This window comes from Streptomyces sp. SudanB5_2050 (assembly GCF_964272335.1).
GTDB lineage: Bacteria > Actinomycetota > Actinomycetes > Streptomycetales > Streptomycetaceae > Streptomyces > Streptomyces rochei.
Genome location: NZ_OZ186760.1, coordinates 3,543,741 through 3,562,444 on the forward strand (window position 1 = coordinate 3,543,741; position 18,704 = coordinate 3,562,444).

Genomic DNA, 18,704 nt, shown 5'->3' on the forward strand with positions numbered 1-18,704 from the left:
CGGCCATGATCCGGTTACGGGTCTTCGGGTCCACGCCCCCGAGCCTAACCGGACGCGCCGAGCGGGCTGCGGGCGACCGTCTCGTAACGGGGCTGCTCCCCCGGCACCCCGGACCTCGGCAGGTTGCTGCGCACCAGCGCGAGGTCGGTCACCGTCCAGGCGGGGCTGGTGAAGGCGTCCAGGGCCTCGACGTACGGCCGCACGTCGTACGCGTTCCGGCTGCGGGCCACCGACAGGTGGGGCTTGTAGCGCCGGTGCTCGCCCCTCTCGACGCCCGCCCTGCGCCCCGCCGACTCCGCGCGGTCGGCGAGCAGCCGGAGCGTCGCCACGTCGCCCTCCACCCCCGCCCACAGGGCCCGCCCGTGCCCGAACTGACCGCCTCCGCGCAGCGTCAGCCCGAAGGGCGCGGTGCGGTGGGCGGCCCGCTCCAGGCGGGCCGAGAGGTCCGGTACGAGGTCGTCGTCCACCTCGCCGTAGAAGGCGAGCGTGAGGTGCCACCCGGGGCGCCCGGTCCAGCGCAGCCCCTCCGCGCCGGGCAGCTTCCTCAGCGCGGCCACCTCGGCGGCGAGGGCGGCGGTGACGTCCTCGGGGGGCAGTACGGCGGCGAAGAGTCTCATGTCTCCTCACCCTGTCAGACCCGTACCGCCCGGCCCCTTACGCCGCCGGCGCCAGTTCCTCCCGGCGCTCCCGCGGCACGAAGCGGACCTGCGGGTGTCCCCGGTGCCAGCCGACCGACAGGCGCAGGTTGCCGACGCGGGCGAGGACCAGGCCGATCACGAGCGCGGCCGTCGCCGCCACCGCGCCGCCCGCGGCGAAGCCCGCCCGGGCGCCGTACGCGTCGGTGACCCAGCCGACGATCGGGGCGCCGACCGGGGAGCCGCCGAGGAAGACCATCATGTAGAGGGCCATGACGCGGCCCCGCATGGCCGGGTCGGTGGACATCTGGATGCTGGTGTTGGCGGTGACGTTCACCGTCATGCTGAAGACGCCGATCGGGACCATCAGCAGGGCGAACAGCCACAGCTCGGGTGCCGTCGCCGCCACCATCTCCAGGGCGCCGAAGGCCAGCGCCGCCGCGATCAGCACGCGCAGCCGGGCCGTGCCGCGCCGGGCGGCGAGCAGGGCGCCGGCCAGCGAGCCGACGGCCATGAGGGTGTTGAAGAGGCTGTAGGCGCCGGCCCCGGCGTGGAAGACGTCGTCGGCGAAGGCGGACAGGAAGACCGGGAAGTTGAAGCCGAAGGTGCCGATGAAACCGACCAGCACGATCGTCCAGATCAGCTCGGGACGGCCGGCGACGTAGTGCAGGCCCTCGCGCAGCTGGCCCTTGCCGCGCGGGGCGCGCGCGACGACGTGCAGTTCGCGGGCGCGCATCAGCAGCAGGCAGCTCAGCGGCGCGACGAAGGACAGGCCGTTGGCGAGGAACGCCCAGCCGGTGCCCACGCCGGTGATCATCAGGCCGGCGACGGCGGGACCGACCAGGCGGGCGGACTGGAAGTTCGCGGAGTTGAGGCTGACCGCGTTCTGCAACTGGTCCCGGCCGACCAGCTCGGAGACGAAGGACTGACGTGCCGGGTTGTCGACGACCGTCGCCAGGCCCATCGCGAAGGCGGCGACGTAGACGTGCCAGACCTGGACATGGCCGGTGAGGGTGAGGACGGCGAGGAACAGCGAGGTGACGGCCATCGACGACTGGGTGACCAGCAGCGTGGGGCGCTTGCGCAGGCGGTCCACGAGGACGCCGCCGTAGAGGCCGAAGAGCAGCATCGGCAGGAACTGCAGGGCGGTGGTGATGCCGACGGCGGCGGAGGAGCCGGTCAGGCTGAGCACCAGCCAGTCCTGGGCGATGCGCTGCATCCAGGTGCCGATGTTCGAGACGACCTGGCCCGTGAAGAACAGGCGGTAGTTCCTCACCTTCAGGGAGGAGAACATCGAGGACTTGCGAGGGGCGTCGGGGGTGGTCGGATCGTCGTGGCCGTCAGGTGCGGGGACGGAAGCTGCTCCGGGTCCCGTACTCAAAAGGTTCGCCTCCTCGTCGGTGCTGCCTACACGTGCGCCAGCTTCTCGAGCACGGGCGCGGCGGCACGCAGGGTCGCCCACTCGTCCTCGTCGAGTCCCTCGACCAGCGTGGCCAGGAACGCGTTCCGCTTGCGGCGGCTCTCCTCGAGCATCACCACGGCCTGCTCGGTCTGCGTCACGACCTTCTGGCGCCGGTCCTCGGGATGCGGCTCCAGCCGGACCAGCCCCTTCGCCTCCAGCAGCGCCACGATGCGGGTCATCGACGGCGGCTGGACGTGTTCCTTGCGGGCCAGCTCGCCCGGGGTCGCGCTGCCGCAGTTGGACAGGGTGCCCAGCACCGACATCTCGGTCGGGCTGAGCGACTCGTCGACCCGCTGGTGCTTGAGTCGACGGGACAACCGCATCACGGCGGAGCGCAGGGAGTTCACGGCGGCGGCGTCGTCGCCATGCTTGAGGTCCGGCATGTTCCTTAGCGTAACTCATTAGTCTGGCGAAATACCACCGCACAACCGCCCGCGTGCCCGTGACGCCTGCCACTGAAACCCGCAGTTCACCCGTACGAGTGAGTCGTTTCCGGAAATCGGAGCATCACCCGGCGAGTGCGGGTGACCCTCGTGCCCATGGGGACCAGCGTGCTCAGCCTGCGGATAGACGGGGAGCTGCTCGACCGGCTCCGTGACCATGCGGCGAAAAGAGGAATGAGCGTCCAGGACTATGTCGTCCGGACGCTCATCCGTGATGACTTCGACGAGCGGTTCCAGTCCGCCGTGGAGGAGACGGAACGGTTCTACGGGGTCACGTGAGCGCGCCCCGCGAGGATCACGTCAGGCCGAGGGCCGGCATCAGGTAGTAGAAGGCGAACACCGCCGACACCGCGTACATCGTGACCGGGACCTCGCGGCCCCGCCCGACGGCCAGGCGCAGCACCGAGAAGGCGATGAAGCCCATGCCGATGCCGTTGGTGATCGAGTAGGTGAACGGCATCATCAGCATCGTCAGGAAGGCCGGGACGGCGATGGTGAAGTCGTCCCAGTCGATCTCCCTGATCGAGCCGGCCAGGATCAGGAAGCCGACCGCGACCAGTGCCGGGGTGGCCGCCTGGGACGGCACCATCGTGGCGACCGGGGTGAGGAACAGGGCCAGGGCGAACAGGGCGCCGCTGACGATGTTGGCGAAGCCGGTGCGCGCGCCCTCGCCGACGCCGGCCGTGGACTCCACGAAGCAGGTGGTCGCCGACGCCGAGCTGGCACCGCCGGTGGCGACCGCGATGCCGTCCACGAACAGGACCTTGTTGATGCCCGGCATCTGGCCCTCGCCGTCGGTCAGCTTCGCCTCGTCGCTGACGGCCATGATCGTGCCCATCGCGTCGAAGAAGCAGGACAGCAGGACGGTGAACACGAACAGGACGCCGGTCAGGATGCCGACCTTCTCGAACCCGCCGAACAGGCTGACCTCGCCGACCAGGCCGAAGTCCGGGGTGGCGACCGGGTTGCCGGGCCACTCGGGGGTGGTCAGACCCCAGGACGGGACGTCGGCGACCGCGTTGATGACCATGGCGACGACGGTCATCACGACGATCGAGATCAGGATCGCGCCGGGCGTCCTGCGGACGATCAGCGCCAGGGTGAGCAGCACACCCAGGACGAAGACCAGCACGGGCCAGCCGAGCAGGTGCCCGCCGGTGCCCAGCTGGAGCGGGACGGTCGTCTGGGCGGCGTCCGGCATCCGGGTGACGAACCCGGAGTCCACGAGGCCGATCAGCATGATGAACAGGCCGATACCGATGGCGATCGCCTTGCGCAGGCCGTACGGCACGGCGTTCATGACCCGCTCGCGCAGGCCGGTGGCGACCAGCAGCATCACCACGAAACCGGCCAGCACCACCATGCCCATGGCGTCCGGCCAGGACATCCGCGGGGCGAGCTGGAGGGCGACGACGGAGTTCACGCCGAGACCCGCGGCCAGCGCGATCGGGACGTTGCCGATGACGCCCATCAGCAGCGTGGTGAACGCCGCCGTCAGGGCCGTCGCGGTGACCAGCTGACCGTTGTCGAGCTGGTTGCCGTACATGTCCTTCGCGCTGCCCAGGATGATCGGGTTCAGCACGATGATGTAGGCCATCGCGAAGAAGGTGGCGAAGCCGCCGCGGACCTCACGCGACAGGGTGCTGCCGCGCTCGGAGATCTTGAAGTAACGGTCCAGGCCGTTCTGCGGGGGCCGCCGGTCTTCCGGCGACTCGGGGGACGGGGGGACCTTGGCGGAGGCCGAGGTGGGCATGCGTGGACCTCATCACCAACAGGTTCCCCCACGGCCTTGTTGGTGTTTTCTACGAATGAAAGCGGTCAGAGACAAACGGATTCAGTATGAACGTATGAGCCCGAGATCGCTATCTCCGCGCGTAGACCCGGGGTGGCGCGGGGCCCCTCGGCCCGCCGCCGGGTGCCTCGTAAGCTGTACGCATGACGAAGTGGACACCCACGCACGAGGCGCCGGAGCCCCTGGAGGGCCCCGTGGTTCCGACCATCGTCGGCGGCACCGTCCTCTGGTTCGTCCTCTTCCTGGCGCAGCTGCCCTTCTACGGCTGGTTCGACGAGCACGGGCACACCTGGTGGGTGTGGACCTGCCTGGCCGGCGGCGGACTGGGCCTGATCGGCATCTGGTACGTGCGGGGCCGCGACGCCGCCCTGAAGCGGGCCGCGCGGGACGCGGACTGACGGCCGTGCCCGAGCTGCGGCGGCTGCGGGCCGACCACATCCCCGCCCTGCTCGCCTTCGAGCGGGAGAACCGGGCCTGGTTCGCCGCCCGGGTGCCCGACCGGGGCGACGACTACTTCGCCCACTTCGAGGAGCGGATCCACGCTCTGCTGGCCGAGCAGGAGGCCGGCGTCTGCCACTTCCACGTGCTGGTCGGCACGGGCGGCGAGGTGCTGGGCCGGGTCAACCTCGTCGACGTGGAGCAGGGCGTCGCCGACCTCGGCTACCGGATCGCGGAGCGGGCCGCCGGGCAGGGCCTGGCCACCCGGGCCGTACGGGAGGTCTGCGCCCTCGCCGCCCGCGCCTACGGGCTGACCGCGCTGCGGGCCGCGGCCACCGTCGACAACGCCGCCTCGCGGGCCGTGCTCACCCACACCGGCTTCGTCCGCACCGGCGAGACGCTGCTCGACGGACGCCCCGGGCTGACCTTCCGGCGCGACCTCGGCGACCTGCGCGGCCCGGCGGACCCGCACCGCCCCGAGGAACCGGGCCCGGCCCCGTACGGCCCCACGGTCCCCACCCCGTAGTACCGGGGCATCATGCGGCCCGTCGTCCCGTCATCCCCTGGTCGGAACTTCCGCACCTTCGGCGGGTGAGCCCCCAGAACCGCACGTACCGTCGAATGCATGACGCATCTCGACGCGGACGACCGACTCGACTCCGCGCGCCCCGTCCACACCCCGACCCCGGCGACCGGCCTGACGGCGGCCGGGGTCGCCGAACGGGTGGCGCGCGGCCAGGTCAACGACGTGCCCGTGCGCAGCAGCCGGTCCCTGACCGACATCGTCCGCGCCAACGTCCTCACCCGCTTCAACGCGATCATCGGCGTGCTGTGGGTGATCATGCTGTTCGTCGCGCCGATCCAGGACAGCCTGTTCGGCTTCGTGATCCTCGCCAACACCGGCATCGGCATCGTCCAGGAGTGGCGCGCGAAGAAGACCCTGGACTCCCTGGCCCTGATCGGCGAGGTCCGGCCGACCGTGCGCCGGGACGGGACGTCCGCCGAGATCAGCACCTCCGAGATCGTGCTGGACGACGTCATCGAGATCGGGCCCGGCGACAAGGTCGTCGTCGACGGGGTGTGCGTCGAGTCCGACGGGCTGGAGATCGACGAGTCGCTGCTGACGGGTGAGGCCGATCCGGTCGTCAAGCGCCCCGGCGACCAGGTGATGTCCGGCAGCTTCGTGGTCGCGGGCGGCGGCGCGTTCCAGGCGACCAAGGTGGGCCGCGAGGCGTACGCCGCACAGCTCGCCGAGGAGGCGTCCCGCTTCACCCTGGTCCAGTCCGAGCTGCGCTCCGGCATCTCCACGATCCTGAAGTACGTCACCTGGATGATGGTCCCGACCGCGATCGGCCTGATCCTCAGCCAGCTCCTCGCCGAGAACGACGAGCTGGACGACTCCATCGCCCGGACCGTCGGCGGCATCGTGCCCATGGTCCCGGAGGGCCTGGTCCTGCTGACCTCCGTCGCCTTCGCGATCGGCGTGATCCGGCTCGGCCGCAAGCAGTGCCTCGTGGAGGAACTGCCCGCCATCGAGGGCCTGGCCCGGGTCGACACGGTCTGCCTCGACAAGACCGGCACCCTCACCGAGGGCGGCATGGACGTCACCGGGCTCCGCCCGCTCGACGGCGCCGACGAGGAGTACGTGCGTACGGTGCTCGGCGCCCTCGGCGAGTCCGACCCGCGCCCGAACGCCTCCCTCCAGGCGGTGATCGCCGCGTACCCGGCCCCCGAGGAGTGGCGCTGCACCGAGTCGCTGCCCTTCTCCTCCGCCCGCAAGTACAGCGGCGCCGCCTTCAGCGAGGGCGACGGCACCTCCAGTACGTGGCTGCTGGGCGCGCCGGACGTGCTGCTGGCGGAGGACGACCCGGCCCTCGCCGAGACCGGGCGGCTCAACGAGCAGGGCCTGCGGGTGCTGCTTCTCGCCCGCGCGACCCGGGAGCTGGACGACCCCGGGGTGAGCGAGGGCGTCACGCCCACCGCCCTGGTCGTCCTGGAGCAGCGGCTGCGCCCGGACGCCGCCGACACCCTGCGCTACTTCGCCGACCAGGACGTCCGCGCCAAGGTGATCTCCGGCGACAACGCGGTGTCGGTCGGGGCGGTGGCCGCCAAGCTGGGGCTGTCCGGCGCCACGGTCGACGCGCGCCGGCTGCCCGCCGGACGGGAGGAGATGGCCGGGGCGCTCGACGAGGGCACGGTCTTCGGCCGGGTCACCCCGCAGCAGAAGCGGGTCATGGTGGGCGCCCTCCAGTCGCGCGGTCACACCGTCGCGATGACCGGCGACGGCGTCAACGACGTCCTGGCCCTCAAGGACGCCGACATCGGCGTGGCGATGGGCTCCGGCTCGGAGGCCACCCGGGCGGTCGCGCAGATCGTGCTGCTGAACAACAGCTTCGCCACGCTGCCGTCGGTGGTGGCCGAGGGCCGCCGGGTCATCGGCAACATCACCCGGGTCGCGACCCTGTTCCTGGTGAAGACCGTGTACTCGGTGCTGCTGGCGATCCTGGTGGTCTGCTCGCAGGTCGAGTATCCGTTCCTGCCCCGCCACCTCACCCTGCTCTCGACGCTCACCATCGGCGTCCCCGCCTTCTTCCTGGCCCTCGCCCCGAACAAGGAACGGGCCCGGCCCCACTTCGTGCGCCGGGTGATGCGGTACGCGATCCCGGGCGGCGTGGTGGCCGCGGCGGCGACCTTCACGACGTACCTCGTGGCCCGGCAGCACTACTCCGGGCCCGGGGCGCTGGACGCGGAGACGAGCGTGGCGACGCTGACGCTGTTCCTGGTCTCGATGTGGGTGCTGGCGATCGTCGCCCGCCCCTACACCTGGTGGCGGGTGGGACTGGTCGCGGCGATGGGCCTGGGGTTCGTGGTGGTCCTGGCGGTGCCGTGGCTCCAGGACTTCTTCGCGCTGAAGCTGGTGGGCGTGACCATGCCGTGGGCGGCCGTCGGCATCGCGGCGGGGGCGGCGGCCGTTCTGGAACTGGCGTGGAGGTGGGTGGACCGGCGCCTTCCGGCCTAGGCCCTGTCGACGGCGGAGCCGCTCACGGGGGAGGGACGTCCGCCGTCTTCGCGGACCGCTAGTCGAACCAGCGGTCCCTGGCCAGCTCCTCCGTGCGCGAGGAGTCCTCCAGCAGCGCCGCCACCTCGAAGCGCCGCGGCCACTGCCCCGCCGCCCAGGCGAGCCCTGCGGCCACGCCCTCCAGGGTCGCGGCGTGCAGCACCCCGTCGTCCGTCAGCCGCCAGTCGATCTCCACACCGTCGACGACCAGCTCCTCGTGCTCCACGTACGACGCCGGGGTCCGCGCCCCGAGCAGCACCCGCACGGACTCCGGCACCTCGTGCTCGGTGCCCTCGGAGTCGACCCGGCCGGTGACGGACTCGCTCAGCCGCCGCACCTGGAACAGCTCCGCCAGCTCGGCGGCACGGGCCGGGCGCACCGGCAGCAGCGGGACGCCGGCGGTGAAGGGCAGCAGGTCGGGCGAGTCGACGACCACGGCGCCGGCGGCGTCCACCACCTCCACCCGCCCGTCGACCACGGCCCGCACCTCGTCCGGCAGGGTGACCAGCTCCGGGTCCAGGTCGGCCAGCGCGCCGTAGAGGGCGTGCAGCTGGGCGGCGGTGACGGGGCGGTCGGGGTCGGCGAGGCGGTCCAGCAGCTCGGCCGCGCCGCCGGGCTCGTCGAGCAGGGCGGCCACCGAGGTGCGTACGCCCAGCGCCCGCAGCACCTGCTCGTCCTCGAAGCCGGACGCGTCGGCCTCGTCGTACAGGCCGCGCAGCAGCGGGTCGCCGCCCGCCGCGCGCAGACCGGCCGGGCGGCGTCCGCCGAGCACGGGGTGCCCGCGCAGCCACCACGCGGTGTAGGGCCGTACGACCTCGTGGGTGCCGTCGTGCAGCAGGATGCGCACTGGTTGGACCAGGGCGTCGCGCAGCGGCGGCCGGGAGAGCATGGCCAGGGCCTCGGGCCAGCGGTCGTCGTCCACCAGGTCCAGGTCGCGCACGGCGACGATCTCGGTGGCGACCGGCGGGACGGGGCTGTCGGGGAAGCGGTCGAGGACGTCCTCGCTCCACACGTCCACGGCGTCCAGCAGGCCCGGGTCGTCCGGCTCGGCGAAGTCGCCCTCGCGGGGCTCCAGTTCGTCGGGGTCGAGGACGACGTCGGTGGCGCGGACCAGGGCGAAGGTGACGAGGACACCGCAGGCGGCCAGCGGCTCCGGGCCCCACTTCTCGGCCAGTTCGGCGTCCACGGCGGCGAGTTCGTCCTCGCGCATGACCCGGGCGAAGGGGCCGTCGGGGTAGACCAGTTCGCCGGCCGGGGAGAGTTCGCCGTCCTCGTCGGGCAGGGCGAGGGCGCCGAGCCAGGGTTCGTCGCCGGGTTCGAGTCCGGCGTCGCGGACCAGGCCGAGGACGGTGTCGGCCAGTTCGTCGGCGTCGAGGGTGTCCTCCTCCCAGTTGGTGCCGCCCTCGTCGTCCAGGGAGGCGGCGACGGCGGCGCGGACCTGCGGGGTGGTGAGCACCGCGCGCGGGGTGGCCGGGAGGGCGCCGAGCTTCTCCAGGAGCGGGTGGGCGGCGTCCGGGTGGGCGACCTTCAGACCGAGGCGGGTGAGGACCTCCGGGTCGAGGGAGGCGGCGTCCGGGGAGGGCAGCAGCACCTGCCGGGGGCCGATGGTCGTGCGGCCGTCGGCGAGGGGCACGGGCAGCCCGGACAGCCGGTCGGGGTCGACCCCGGCGAGGCTGTCGTAGAGCCGCCGCCACCAGTCGGGGGCCTTCTCCAGCCCCGCCAGCCGGTCGATCGCGTCGGTCAGCGGCACCCGGGCCACGCCCAGCGTGCGCAGCTCCACCCGGCGCTCCAGCCCGGCGGGCAGCAGCGTCGGCAGCACCTCCGCGAGGACCCGTACGGTGTCGGCGCCCGCGCCCTCGACCACCTCGGCGTCGCGGGGGCGCAGGGACTCGGGCAGGTCGGGGTCGTCCTCGCGCGGCGGGACGGCGGGCGGCAGGAAGGCGGTGCGGGGCAGCCGTTCGAGAATCGCCCGACGCAGCGCGCCGTCCAGTTCGCCCTTGCCGAGCGGGCCGGGCACGAGGTCGACCAGGCCGGCGCCGACCGGGCGCCAGTCGGCGAGCAGTCCGGCGTAGGCGTCCGCCGCCCGCTCGGTCAGGAAGTCGGTCAGCGGACCGCGCGCGGCGTGCCGGCGGGTGGAGTCCAGCGGGTACGACGCGATGAGCAGGGCGGGCACGCCGAGGGGTTCGTCGCTGGGCGTGGGGGCGTGCAGGACGGGGCCGGTGCGGGGGCGGACGGGGCCGCCGTCGGCGTCCACGGGCACCGCCCAGGTCACCGACCAGTGCGGGCGCAGCCGCTCCTCGACCGGCCGGTCGGCGAGGAGGTCGGGGGTGAGCGGGCCGTGCGCGGCACTGGTGCGCCAGCGGGTGGTGCCCTCCCGGGAGTCCTCGACGACGGTCAGGGGACCTTCGCTGCGACGGGCGAGCGTGCGCGTCTCGTCCCCGGTCTCGACCACGACCTCCTCCAGGCCCGGGAGGGCGAGGAGCAGGGCGTCGTCCACGGCGTTCAGGAGCCGTTCGGCGAGGTCGGCGGCGGCCGTGTCGCGCAGCGGCAGGATGACGGCCGTGTCGTAGGGGCTCGGGGCGCTGCCCTCGGCGGGGAACGGCAGCCGCAGCAGCGGGACGTGCCCGTCGCGCCGCCGGATCTCGTCGCCCAGTCCGGGGCTGTGCAGGGCGGTGTCACCGGCCAGCCCCCGCGCCTCGGCCAGCGACCAGCGCACGCCGCCGTGCCGGCCGACGACGGCGGGCTCGTCGGTGACCGCGAGGACGGCGGCGAAGCCGACTCCGAACCGGCCGACGGCACCCGGCCCGGCGTCCCGCTTGGCGGAGGCGCGCAGCGTGGACAGCGACTCGACGCCGGCCGCGTCCAGCGGGGCACCGGTGTTGGCGGCGACCAGGACGCCGTCGCGCAGGGTGAGCCGGAGCCGTCCGGGCACGCCCGCCCGGGCGGCGGCGTCGGCGGCGTTCTGCGCCAGCTCGACGACGAGCCGGTCGCGGTAGCCGCCGAGGACGAGATCCTCCTCGGCGTTGGCGTCCTCACGGAACCGGGCCGGGCTGGTGGCCCAGGCGTCCAGCACCCCGCGCCGCAGACGTGCCGTGCCGAACGGGTCGGCGCCCTCGGCGGCCGGCTGCACGAACATGCTCACGGTGACTCTCCTCATCGACGGACCACGAAGGTACCGCCTCGTCCGGCCCGCCCGGCGATCGAGGACGAGGCCGTCGGGCCGAAAGGCGCCGGGAGCGCGGCCTGCGGGGACGCGGGCCACGACCCGCCCGCACCCGCGGACGCGCACCGCTCCCCGGACCTACGAGGGGGCTGCGCGGGACCCTCGAGGGACCCGCGAGGGACCTGCGAGAGAACCTACGCAGGACCTACGAGTGCCCGAGATCCGCCGCGTCGTCCTCGGCCACCGACACCGACCCGGAATCCGCCGCCGGCCTGAGCGGGAACGGATCGACCCGCGTCTCGTCGATCACCGGCGGAGCCACCCGCGGCGGCTTCGGCATCACCGCCGCCTCCGAGTGCCCGCCGCACCCGTAGGCGAGCGACACGACCCGCCCGTCGGCCGGGGAGAACTCGTTGGCGCACACGCCGAAGGCCTGCCCCAGCGAGCCGCCGATCCGGGCGAGGAAGCCGCAGCTCACGCAGGAGGCGGGGGCCGCCTGCGCCATCGCGGTCTTCGGCCCGAAGGACTCCTCCCAGCGGTCGGCGGCGACGTGCAGCCCGTACCGGGACAGCACCCGCGAGCGGCGCAGGCCCAGCTCCTCGGCGACCGCGGAGATGGTGCCGCGGGCCGGGACGGCCGGCAGTTCGGCGGGCGGGCCCGCCGTGACCTCCGCGTCCTCGGCCTCCACCAGGGCGGCCATCTCGTCGGAGACCGCGGAGTTCGGCGGCGGCTCGTCCTCGCCGGTCCAGCCGGGCTCCAGCCTCAGGTCGTCCGCGTCGGTCGGCAGCAGGTCCCCGGGGCCCATGTCGCCGGGCCGCAGCCGCTCGCTCCAGGGCACCCACTCGGGGGCGAGGAGAGCGTCCGGGCCGGGCAGCAGCACCGCCTCGTCCACCGTGACGATCTTGGCGCGGGAGGCACGGGCGACGGTGACGGCCCACCGCCAGCCGCGGTACCCCAGCTCCTTGCAGGCGAAGTAGTGGGTGACGACCCGGTCGCCCTCCGACACCATCCCCTCGTGCTCGCCGACCACACCGGGGGCGGCGGCCTCCTCGGCCGCGGACCGGGCGAGGTCGACAGCCTCGGCGCACAGGCGGTCAGGGGTGCGGCTTCGCGTTGTCGCTGCGCTCACAGGTATCGCTTCTCTCCATACGCCGTCTCACGAGTGCGCCACTGCCTGCGAGGGGGCGGACGGAGCGGACCTGGGGACCGCGTCGACGTCCGCGCCCGATCGCGCTCGGGCGCACCTACGTCATCCATTCTGCGGGATGGCCGTACGGCGCGCGGCCGAGAACGTTCGCCACGGCGCGCTACGCACGCTACCTGTTCCCGTGCGCTGGGCCTACACCGACGGGAGTTTCGGCGGGGTACGGCCGCGCGTCGCGCGGTGGCGCCGGCCCGCCGCGACACGGGTGTCACCCGACTCGAACGCCGCCATACGTGCCGTAAGGACGCTATGGCCCCGGCTTCCGGGGCACTATGACGGGGTGGCAGCCGCACGGACGGAGTTCAAGGGCGGGAGCCGGGGGCGTGGTCCCGGCTCCCGGTTCCGTGCGGTCGGCCGGGCCCTGCGCCTGCCGGTGACCGGGACGGCGCGCGGCATCCGCAAGGCGACGCACGCGCACGGCGCCGGCGAGTCCGGCCTCGGCAAGCTGATCGAACTGCACGGCGTGAACGGCGCCGGCGACGTGATGATCACCGTCGCGCTCGCCTCCACCGTCTTCTTCTCCGTGCCGACCGACGAGGCGCGCGGACGGGTCGCGCTCTACCTGGCCATCACCATGGCCCCGTTCACCCTCCTCGCCCCGGTGATCGGCCCGCTGCTGGACCGCCTGCCGCACGGCCGGCGCGCCGCGATGGCGGCCGCGATGGGCGCCCGGGCCCTGCTCGCGCTGGTGCTGTCCGGGGCGGTGATCAGCGGCAGCATCGAGATGTATCCGGCGGCGCTCGGGGTGCTGGTCGCCTCGAAGGCCTACGGCGTGGTCAGAAGCGCGGTGGTGCCGCGGCTGCTGCCCCCGCGGTTCTCCCTGGTGAAGGCGAACTCCCGGGTCACGCTGTGCGGACTGCTCGCCACCGGCGTCGCCGCGCCGATCGCGGCCGGCCTCCAGGCGGTGGGGCCGCGCTGGCCGCTGTACGGCGCCTTCGTGATCTTCGTCGCGGGGACGGTGCTCTCCTTCACCCTGCCGCCCAAGGTCGACTCGGCGCGGGGCGAGGACCGGGCGCTGCTCGCCGCCGACGAGCGGCACCTGCACGGGCCGCACCGCAAGCCCGTCAAGCGCCCCGGGCTGCGCACGGTGGGCCCGGCGGTGACCCACGCGCTGGCCGCCAACGCCGCGGTCCGCTGCCTGACCGGCTTCCTCATCTTCTTCCTGGCGTTCCTGCTGCGGGTGCACCCGCTGTCCGGGCAGAGCGCGGCCGTCTCCATGGGCATCGTGGGCGTCGCGGCCGGCGCGGGCAACGCGCTGGGCACGGCGGTCGGGGCGTGGCTGCGCGCCCGCGCGCCGGAGATCATCATCGTGACCGTCCTCGCCGTGGTGCTGGGCACGGCGGTCACGGCGGCGGTGTTCTTCAGCACCGTGCTGGTGGCGTGCCTGGCGGCGGTCGCCGGGTTCGCGCAGGCGCTGGCGAAGCTGTCGCTGGACGCCCTGATCCAGCGGGACGTGCCGGAGCAGGTGCGCACCTCGGCGTTCGCGCGTTCGGAGACACTGCTCCAGGTGGCGTGGGTGCTGGGCGGAGCGGTCGGCATCGTGCTGCCGCTCAACGGCACGCTGGGCCTCGCGGTCGGAGCGGCGATCGTCGCCGCCGGGTGGCTGACGACCGTACGGGGACTGGTCGACTCGGCCCGGCACAAGGGAACGGCCCGGCCGAGGGTGGCCTGATGCGCGGTGGCGTGATCACGCCACGCCGTACCCAGGTGGGGAGCGGGCCGGGGGCGCCGTATAGCCTTCGGCCATGACCACGTTGCAATCCGCTGTGCGACGCCGCCGCGCCGTCGCCGCCGCCGGCGCCGTATCCGCCGGACTGCTCCTGCTGTCCGCCTGCGACCAGCCGACCCCGATGTCGACGGTCACGGTCGGCAGCGACTCGGTCAGCTCCGAGGCCACCTGCGGCGGCGAGGGCAAGACCCTGGAGACCGCCGAGATCCAGAAGTGCCTCCAGGACGACGACGTCGAGTCCATCACGGTCAACCCCGACGACACCGTCCGCTTCGGCGTGGACCCGGAGGTCGCGGACGAGCGCTGGACGATCCTGATGAACGGTCAGCAGCTGACCGACGACACGGACAACACGTACCGCACGGTGCCGGGCAGCGTGTTCTTCAACGCCCAGTACGGCGCCCAGGGCGACTCCACGCTCGTCACCATCAAGGCCGGCGACGGCAAGGACGACAGCGAGGAGGCCACCGGTCTGTGGTCCTTCCGGCTGAAGAAGGACGACTGACCACGTCCTCCGTACGCGTCCTCGTGGCCACCGCGGTCCCCGTCGAACGGGACGCGGTGGCTGAGGCGTTCCCGGGTGCCCGCACACAGGTGACCCGCCCCGGAATCACCCTCCACCGGCCGCCGCACGGCCCCGACCTCCTCGCGGCGGGCGTCGGCCCCGCCCTCGCCGCCGCGTCCACGGCCGCCGCGCTGACCGCCGCGGCCCTCGACGGCGCCCCCTACGCCCTGGTCGTCTCGGCCGGCATCGGCGGCGGCTTCGCACCGCACGCGCCCGTCGGCTCCCTCGTCGTCGCCGACGAGATCACCGCCGCCGACCTGGGGGCGGAGACGGCCGACGGCTTCCTGCCGGTGACCGAACTCGGCTTCGGCACCGTCACCCACCTCCCGCCCGCCGGCCTGGTCGGCGCCGTCGCCGCCGCGACCGGCGCCCGCGCCGGGACCGTCCTGACCGGGTCCACCGTCACCGGCACCGCCGAACGCGCCGCGCTGCTGCGCGCCCGCCACCCGCGCGCCCTGGCCGAGGGGATGGAGGGCTTCGGCGTCGCCGAGGCCGCCGCCGCGCACGGCGTGCCCGTGCTGGAACTGCGCGCGGTGTCCAACCCGGTGGGCCCGCGCGACCGCGCCGCCTGGCGCATCGGCGACGCGCTGGCGGCCCTGACGGACGCCTTCGGGAAGCTCGCCCCCGTCCTCACGAGTTGGAACCCACATGACGACTGAGCCCCTGCCGACCGACACCCTGCGGATCGCCTACTCCCCCTGCCCGAACGACACCTTCGTCTTCGACGCCCTCGCCCACGGCCGCGTCCCCGGCGCCCCCGCCCTCGACGTGACCTTCGCGGACATCGACATCACCAACGGCATGGCCGAGCGCGGCGAGTCGGACGTGCTGAAGGTGTCGTACGCCGTACTGCCGTACGTCCTCGGCGAGTACGCGCTGCTGCCCTGCGGCGGCGCGCTGGGCCGGGGCTGCGGCCCGCTGGTGCTGACCCGGGAGGCCGACGCCGACCTGCGCGGGCGCACCGTCGCGGTGCCGAGCGAGACCTCGACGGCCTACCTGCTGTTCCGCCTCTGGGCGGCGGACACCGTGCCCGGCGGCGTCGGCGAGATCGTCGTCATGCCGTTCCACGAGATCATGCCGGCGGTGCGGGACGGCAAGGTCGACGCGGGGCTGGTGATCCACGAGGCGCGCTTCACGTACCGGAACTACGGGCTGCACAAGCTCGCCGACATGGGCGAGCACTGGGAGCAGACCACCGGGCTGCCGATCCCGCTCGGCGCGATCATCGCCAAGCGGTCGCTGGGCGAGGAGACGCTGACCCGGCTGGCCGACTCCGTGCGCGCCTCGGTCCGCGCGGCCTGGGACGACCCCGAGGCGTCCCGGCCGTACGTGATGGAGCACGCCCAGGAGATGGACCCGGCCGTCGCCGACCAGCACATCGGGCTGTACGTCAACGAGTTCACCGCCGACCTCGGCGAGGACGGCTACGCGGCGATCCGGGGCCTGCTGACCCGCGCGGCGGCCGAGGGCCTGGTACCGGCCCTCGGCCCGGACGCGCTGGCGTTCCCGTAAGGGGCGGGGCGGGTCAGACGTCGAGCTGGTCGGCGACCGCCCGCAGCAGCCCGGCGATCTTCTTGCCGGCGGCCTTGTCGGGGTAGCGTCCGCGCTCCAGCATCGGGGTGATGTTCTCCAGGAGCGTCGTCAGGTCCTGGACGATCGACGCCAGCTCGTCGGGCTTCTTGCGCTGGGCCGCGGCGACCGAGGGCGCCGGGTCCAGCAGGGTGAGGGAGAGTGCCTGGTCACCGCGCTGCCCGGCGACCACGCCGAACTCGACTCGCTGCCCCGGCTTCAGTGCCTCGACTCCGGCGGGGAGGACCGAGGAATGCACGAAGACGTCACCGCCGTCGTCGCGGGAGAGGAAGCCGAAGCCCTTCTCGCTGTTGAACCACTTGACCTTGCCGGTAGGCACGTCTGTCCTCGTCCTCGTACTCGTCGGAAAAACTGCTCGGAAACGGCTCTTGATAGCACTCGGGCGGGTCGTCCGACCCGCCGGTACCCAGGCTAATGGTCTTCGGGCCGGTGACAAGACGTCCCCCGGCTGTTCCTCAGGGCTGGGAACTACCCTGGTCGGGTGCGTGACAAAACCCAAACGAATTCCGCCGCGCCCGGTGACCGACTGATCCGCGCCGGTGCGATCGTCTTCTTCGTCGGTGCCGTGGCCACTCTGGTCACGGTGGCCCCGCTGCTGCTGGGCACGACGCCGTTCCCGACCTACATGTTCGTGCTGAGCATGCTGATGGGAGTGGGCTTCCTCATCGCCGGGGCCGGGGTCTTCCGGTCGATCGCGGCGGGCCGGCGTCAGGCCCGGGCGGCGTCCGCTCCGCCGGCGCCGGCCGCGCGGTAGTCCGCGAGCCACGCCGGGAACTCCGTCAGATCGCCGAGGACCACGTCGGCGCCGGCCGCGCGCAGCTCCTCGGCGTCGCACGGGCCGCTGGCCACGGCCACGGAGCGGGCTCCGGCGGCGCGGGCGCCGCGGACGTCGCCGAGGTGGTCGCCGACGTACACCTCCGCGCCGTGCTCGCGCAGAGCGACGGCCTTCTGCTCGGCCCACAGGTCGCCGATCACGGCGTCCGGCTCGATGCCGAGGTGGGCCAGGTGGAGCTTGGCGTTCGGCTCGTACTTGGCGGTGACGACGATCGCCCGTCCGCCCGCCTCGCGGACGGCGGCGACGGCCTCGCGGGCGCCGGGCAGCGCGGGCGTGGCGGCGACGGCGTACGTCGGGTACATCTCCCGGTACAGGTCGGCGACGGCCTCGATCTCCTCGGCCGGGAACCAGTGGGCCAGCTCCTCCACCAGCGGCGGCCCGAGCCGGGTGACGGCCAGGTCGGCGTCGACGTAGGTCCCGGTCCGCTCGGTCAGCGCCAGGTAGCAGGCGCGGATGCCGGGCCGCGAGTCGATCAGCGTCATGTCGAGATCGAAACCGACGGTGGGCGCGGGGCGGGTGGTGGTGGCCATGGGCTCCATTGTGCCGGGAGGGCCGCCGGGGCCGGGCGGGCGGTGTGCCACGGCACGGGGCGGCGCCGGGTGCGGGCATGCGGCCCGGGCCGAGCGTGGCCCCCGTCGGGTCGTGGCGCCCTCCGCCCGGGCGGGGCGGGTGGCGGTGGGGCGTCGCGCCGCTCAGCCCCGTGGCCGGCGGGTGTGCCACAGGAGGTAGAGGGCCGTGGCGACGGCGGCGGTGCGCAGGGTCCAGGGCCAGGTCTCGGCGACCGCGGCGTTCATCCGGCCCTCGGCGATGGGGTCGCCCCAGCGGCCCTCCGTGCGGCCCCAGAGCCAGACGACCCCGGCGGCGGCGACCGTGCCGGGCAGGCCCAGCACCGCCCACTTCGACTGGGCGGGGGTCAGCCTGCGGGAGAGGTAGGCGATCAGCCAGCCCAGGCCCAGCGGGACCAGGCTGCCCATGACGGCGCCGGCGATCAGCAGGGCGGCGGCCAGCAGGAGCAGGGGGTTGTTCCATCCGCCCTCGGGCCACAGGCGGGGCAGGCGGCGGCGCCGGGACGCGGCCGGCTCCGCGACGACCGGCTCGGCCGCCTCCCGGGCCGGCGCGGTCTTCTCGGCGGCGCGCCGCTCCCGTTCCTCGCGCTCGGTCTCGTCCCGTTCCCGCGGCGGGGGCTTCAGCAGGTCGGGGATCTCCACCCCGCCGACGAAACCGGGCACCTCGTCGCCGATGCCTCCGAAGGGGCCGCTGTCCACCCGCCACCAGTCGCGCCGGGCCGCGCTGTCGCCCAGTTCGTGGGCGCCCGCCAGATGGGGCGGGGAGGCGGCCGGCGCGGGGGCGGGGGCGGTCTCGGGAGCGGTGGGGCGGGGCACGGCTCGGCGCAGGCCCCTGCGCTTGTCGCCGTCGCGCGGCGAGCCGTCCGGCTGTTCGGGCACGGCGGTCGGCGGCGGCACCGGCGGCCGCCGCACCGCGCTCGCGCCGCCCGCCGCGTCCACGACGTCGTCGGGGCTGCCCAGCCGGTCCAGGATGCGGCGGACGGCGGCGGGACTGTCCACCACGGCCTTCGCCCTGCTCCGGTCGATCTCGCCGCGCAGCTCGGACACCAGCCGCATGCGGGTGGCCGACGGCAGCTGCCGCTGCTGGGCCACGTCGCCGACGCGGCTCAGATACTCGAAGACGACCTGGTCGCTCTCGATCCCCACGATCCCCTCCGGGACGGTGTGTTGTGATGCCCCGTCGGACGACGGTACCCAATCCGCGCCCGTACGGCCGGTACCCCC

Annotated in this window: 18 protein-coding genes; 9 read left to right on the plus strand and 9 right to left on the minus strand. The window is 73.8% G+C overall.

Annotated elements, in window-relative coordinates:
• Nucleotides 1–44: 44 nt before the first annotated feature.
• The 3 genes from thpR to ACFZP7_RS15705 are packed head-to-tail and all read right to left on the minus strand — an operon-like array spanning nt 45 to nt 2,480.
• On the minus strand, nt 45–617 hold the full coding sequence (gene thpR / locus ACFZP7_RS15695) for an RNA 2',3'-cyclic phosphodiesterase (RefSeq protein WP_385634650.1): 573 nt from the start codon (nt 615–617) through the stop codon (nt 45–47).
• Between the two features lie 37 nt (nt 618–654).
• Nucleotides 655–2,016 (minus strand): MFS transporter, encoded by a 1,362-nt coding sequence (locus ACFZP7_RS15700; RefSeq protein WP_029393619.1) that lies wholly within the window; start codon nt 2,014–2,016, stop codon nt 655–657.
• Nucleotides 2,017–2,042: 26 nt separating this feature from the next.
• Nucleotides 2,043–2,480: a MarR family winged helix-turn-helix transcriptional regulator gene (locus tag ACFZP7_RS15705; RefSeq protein ID WP_019326611.1), complete on the minus strand. Its 438-nt coding sequence runs from the start codon at nt 2,478–2,480 to the stop codon at nt 2,043–2,045.
• A gap of 150 nt (nt 2,481–2,630) precedes the next feature.
• Between ACFZP7_RS15705 and ACFZP7_RS15710 the strand changes: the two genes are divergently transcribed.
• A complete protein-coding gene (locus ACFZP7_RS15710) occupies nt 2,631–2,819 on the plus strand; it encodes a hypothetical protein (protein WP_029393620.1) in 189 nt (62 codons plus the stop codon).
• Between the two features lie 16 nt (nt 2,820–2,835).
• Here the strand turns inward: ACFZP7_RS15710 and ACFZP7_RS15715 are convergent, their stop codons facing one another.
• Nucleotides 2,836–4,293: an NCS2 family permease gene (locus tag ACFZP7_RS15715; RefSeq protein ID WP_385634651.1), complete on the minus strand. Its 1,458-nt coding sequence runs from the start codon at nt 4,291–4,293 to the stop codon at nt 2,836–2,838.
• A gap of 182 nt (nt 4,294–4,475) precedes the next feature.
• On the opposite strand from ACFZP7_RS15715, the gene ACFZP7_RS15720 reads away from it, so the two are divergent.
• From ACFZP7_RS15720 to ACFZP7_RS15730, 3 genes are all read left to right on the plus strand, one after another.
• On the plus strand, nt 4,476–4,730 hold the full coding sequence (locus ACFZP7_RS15720) for a DUF2530 domain-containing protein (RefSeq protein ID WP_019326614.1): 255 nt from the start codon (nt 4,476–4,478) through the stop codon (nt 4,728–4,730).
• Between the two features lie 5 nt (nt 4,731–4,735).
• Entirely contained in the window at nt 4,736–5,296 is a 561-nt protein-coding gene (locus ACFZP7_RS15725) for a GNAT family N-acetyltransferase (RefSeq protein WP_385634652.1), read from the plus strand.
• A gap of 99 nt (nt 5,297–5,395) precedes the next feature.
• Nucleotides 5,396–7,789: an HAD-IC family P-type ATPase gene (locus ACFZP7_RS15730; RefSeq protein ID WP_385634653.1), complete on the plus strand. Its 2,394-nt coding sequence runs from the start codon at nt 5,396–5,398 to the stop codon at nt 7,787–7,789.
• A gap of 58 nt (nt 7,790–7,847) precedes the next feature.
• Here the strand turns inward: ACFZP7_RS15730 and ACFZP7_RS15735 are convergent, their stop codons facing one another.
• Nucleotides 7,848–10,985, minus strand: coding sequence for a sacsin N-terminal ATP-binding-like domain-containing protein (locus ACFZP7_RS15735; protein ID WP_175462264.1), 3,138 nt, complete (start codon nt 10,983–10,985; stop codon nt 7,848–7,850).
• Between the two features lie 211 nt (nt 10,986–11,196).
• Nucleotides 11,197–12,120, minus strand: coding sequence for a DUF3027 domain-containing protein (locus tag ACFZP7_RS15740; protein ID WP_062131726.1), 924 nt, complete (start codon nt 12,118–12,120; stop codon nt 11,197–11,199).
• Nucleotides 12,121–12,475: 355 nt separating this feature from the next.
• Here ACFZP7_RS15740 and ACFZP7_RS15745 point away from each other — a divergent pair, with 355 nt between their 5' ends.
• The 4 genes from ACFZP7_RS15745 (at nt 12,476) to ACFZP7_RS15760 (ending at nt 16,001) form a co-directional block, all read left to right on the plus strand.
• On the plus strand, nt 12,476–13,867 hold the full coding sequence (locus ACFZP7_RS15745; protein WP_019326619.1) for an MFS transporter: 1,392 nt from the start codon (nt 12,476–12,478) through the stop codon (nt 13,865–13,867).
• A 73-nt stretch (nt 13,868–13,940) separates the two neighbouring features.
• The gene (locus ACFZP7_RS15750) at nt 13,941–14,429 is read left to right on the plus strand and encodes a DUF2771 domain-containing protein (protein ID WP_233535363.1); all 489 of its coding nucleotides are present in this window, start codon (nt 13,941–13,943) and stop codon (nt 14,427–14,429) included.
• On the plus strand, nt 14,399–15,148 hold the full coding sequence (locus ACFZP7_RS15755; RefSeq protein WP_385634654.1) for a futalosine hydrolase: 750 nt from the start codon (nt 14,399–14,401) through the stop codon (nt 15,146–15,148). Before ACFZP7_RS15750 ends, ACFZP7_RS15755 begins: the two co-directional genes overlap by 31 nt.
• Nucleotides 15,138–16,001 carry a 1,4-dihydroxy-6-naphthoate synthase gene (locus ACFZP7_RS15760; RefSeq protein ID WP_030975152.1) on the plus strand — a complete coding sequence of 288 codons (864 nt, stop codon included), beginning with the start codon at nt 15,138–15,140 and terminating at the stop codon, nt 15,999–16,001. The genes ACFZP7_RS15755 and ACFZP7_RS15760 overlap by 11 nt, the downstream gene beginning before the upstream one ends.
• Before the next feature lie 13 nt (nt 16,002–16,014).
• On the opposite strand, the gene ACFZP7_RS15765 is transcribed toward ACFZP7_RS15760, so the two are convergent.
• Entirely contained in the window at nt 16,015–16,398 is a 384-nt protein-coding gene (locus ACFZP7_RS15765; protein ID WP_019326623.1) for a cold-shock protein, read from the minus strand.
• A 162-nt stretch (nt 16,399–16,560) separates the two neighbouring features.
• On the opposite strand from ACFZP7_RS15765, the gene ACFZP7_RS15770 reads away from it, so the two are divergent.
• Nucleotides 16,561–16,833, plus strand: coding sequence for a hypothetical protein (locus ACFZP7_RS15770; RefSeq protein WP_031016144.1), 273 nt, complete (start codon nt 16,561–16,563; stop codon nt 16,831–16,833).
• Here the strand turns inward: ACFZP7_RS15770 and ACFZP7_RS15775 are convergent.
• Together ACFZP7_RS15775 and ACFZP7_RS15780 are read right to left on the minus strand one after the other, a co-directional pair.
• Nucleotides 16,788–17,444, minus strand: coding sequence for an HAD family hydrolase (locus ACFZP7_RS15775; protein WP_019326625.1), 657 nt, complete (start codon nt 17,442–17,444; stop codon nt 16,788–16,790). The genes ACFZP7_RS15770 and ACFZP7_RS15775 overlap by 46 nt on opposite strands.
• Before the next feature lie 162 nt (nt 17,445–17,606).
• Entirely contained in the window at nt 17,607–18,626 is a 1,020-nt protein-coding gene (locus tag ACFZP7_RS15780; protein WP_385634655.1) for a hypothetical protein, read from the minus strand.
• Nucleotides 18,627–18,704 lie beyond the last annotated feature (78 nt).

What these genes read in the sequence shown, in the direction of transcription:
- thpR (WP_385634650.1), bottom strand. Translation starts at nt 617, where the DNA reads ATGAGACTCTTCGCCGCCGTACTGCCCCCCGAGGACGTCACCGCCGCC.
- ACFZP7_RS15705 (WP_019326611.1), bottom strand. Translation starts at nt 2,480, where the DNA reads ATGCCGGACCTCAAGCATGGCGACGACGCCGCCGCCGTGAACTCCCTG.
- ACFZP7_RS15715 (WP_385634651.1), bottom strand. Translation starts at nt 4,293, where the DNA reads ATGCCCACCTCGGCCTCCGCCAAGGTCCCCCCGTCCCCCGAGTCGCCG.
- ACFZP7_RS15720 (WP_019326614.1), top strand. Translation starts at nt 4,476, where the DNA reads ATGACGAAGTGGACACCCACGCACGAGGCGCCGGAGCCCCTGGAGGGC.
- ACFZP7_RS15730 (WP_385634653.1), top strand. Translation starts at nt 5,396, where the DNA reads ATGACGCATCTCGACGCGGACGACCGACTCGACTCCGCGCGCCCCGTC.
- ACFZP7_RS15735 (WP_175462264.1), bottom strand. Translation starts at nt 10,985, where the DNA reads ATGAGGAGAGTCACCGTGAGCATGTTCGTGCAGCCGGCCGCCGAGGGC.
- ACFZP7_RS15750 (WP_233535363.1), top strand. Translation starts at nt 13,941, where the DNA reads ATGACCACGTTGCAATCCGCTGTGCGACGCCGCCGCGCCGTCGCCGCC.
- ACFZP7_RS15760 (WP_030975152.1), top strand. Translation starts at nt 15,138, where the DNA reads ATGACGACTGAGCCCCTGCCGACCGACACCCTGCGGATCGCCTACTCC.
- ACFZP7_RS15775 (WP_019326625.1), bottom strand. Translation starts at nt 17,444, where the DNA reads ATGGCCACCACCACCCGCCCCGCGCCCACCGTCGGTTTCGATCTCGAC.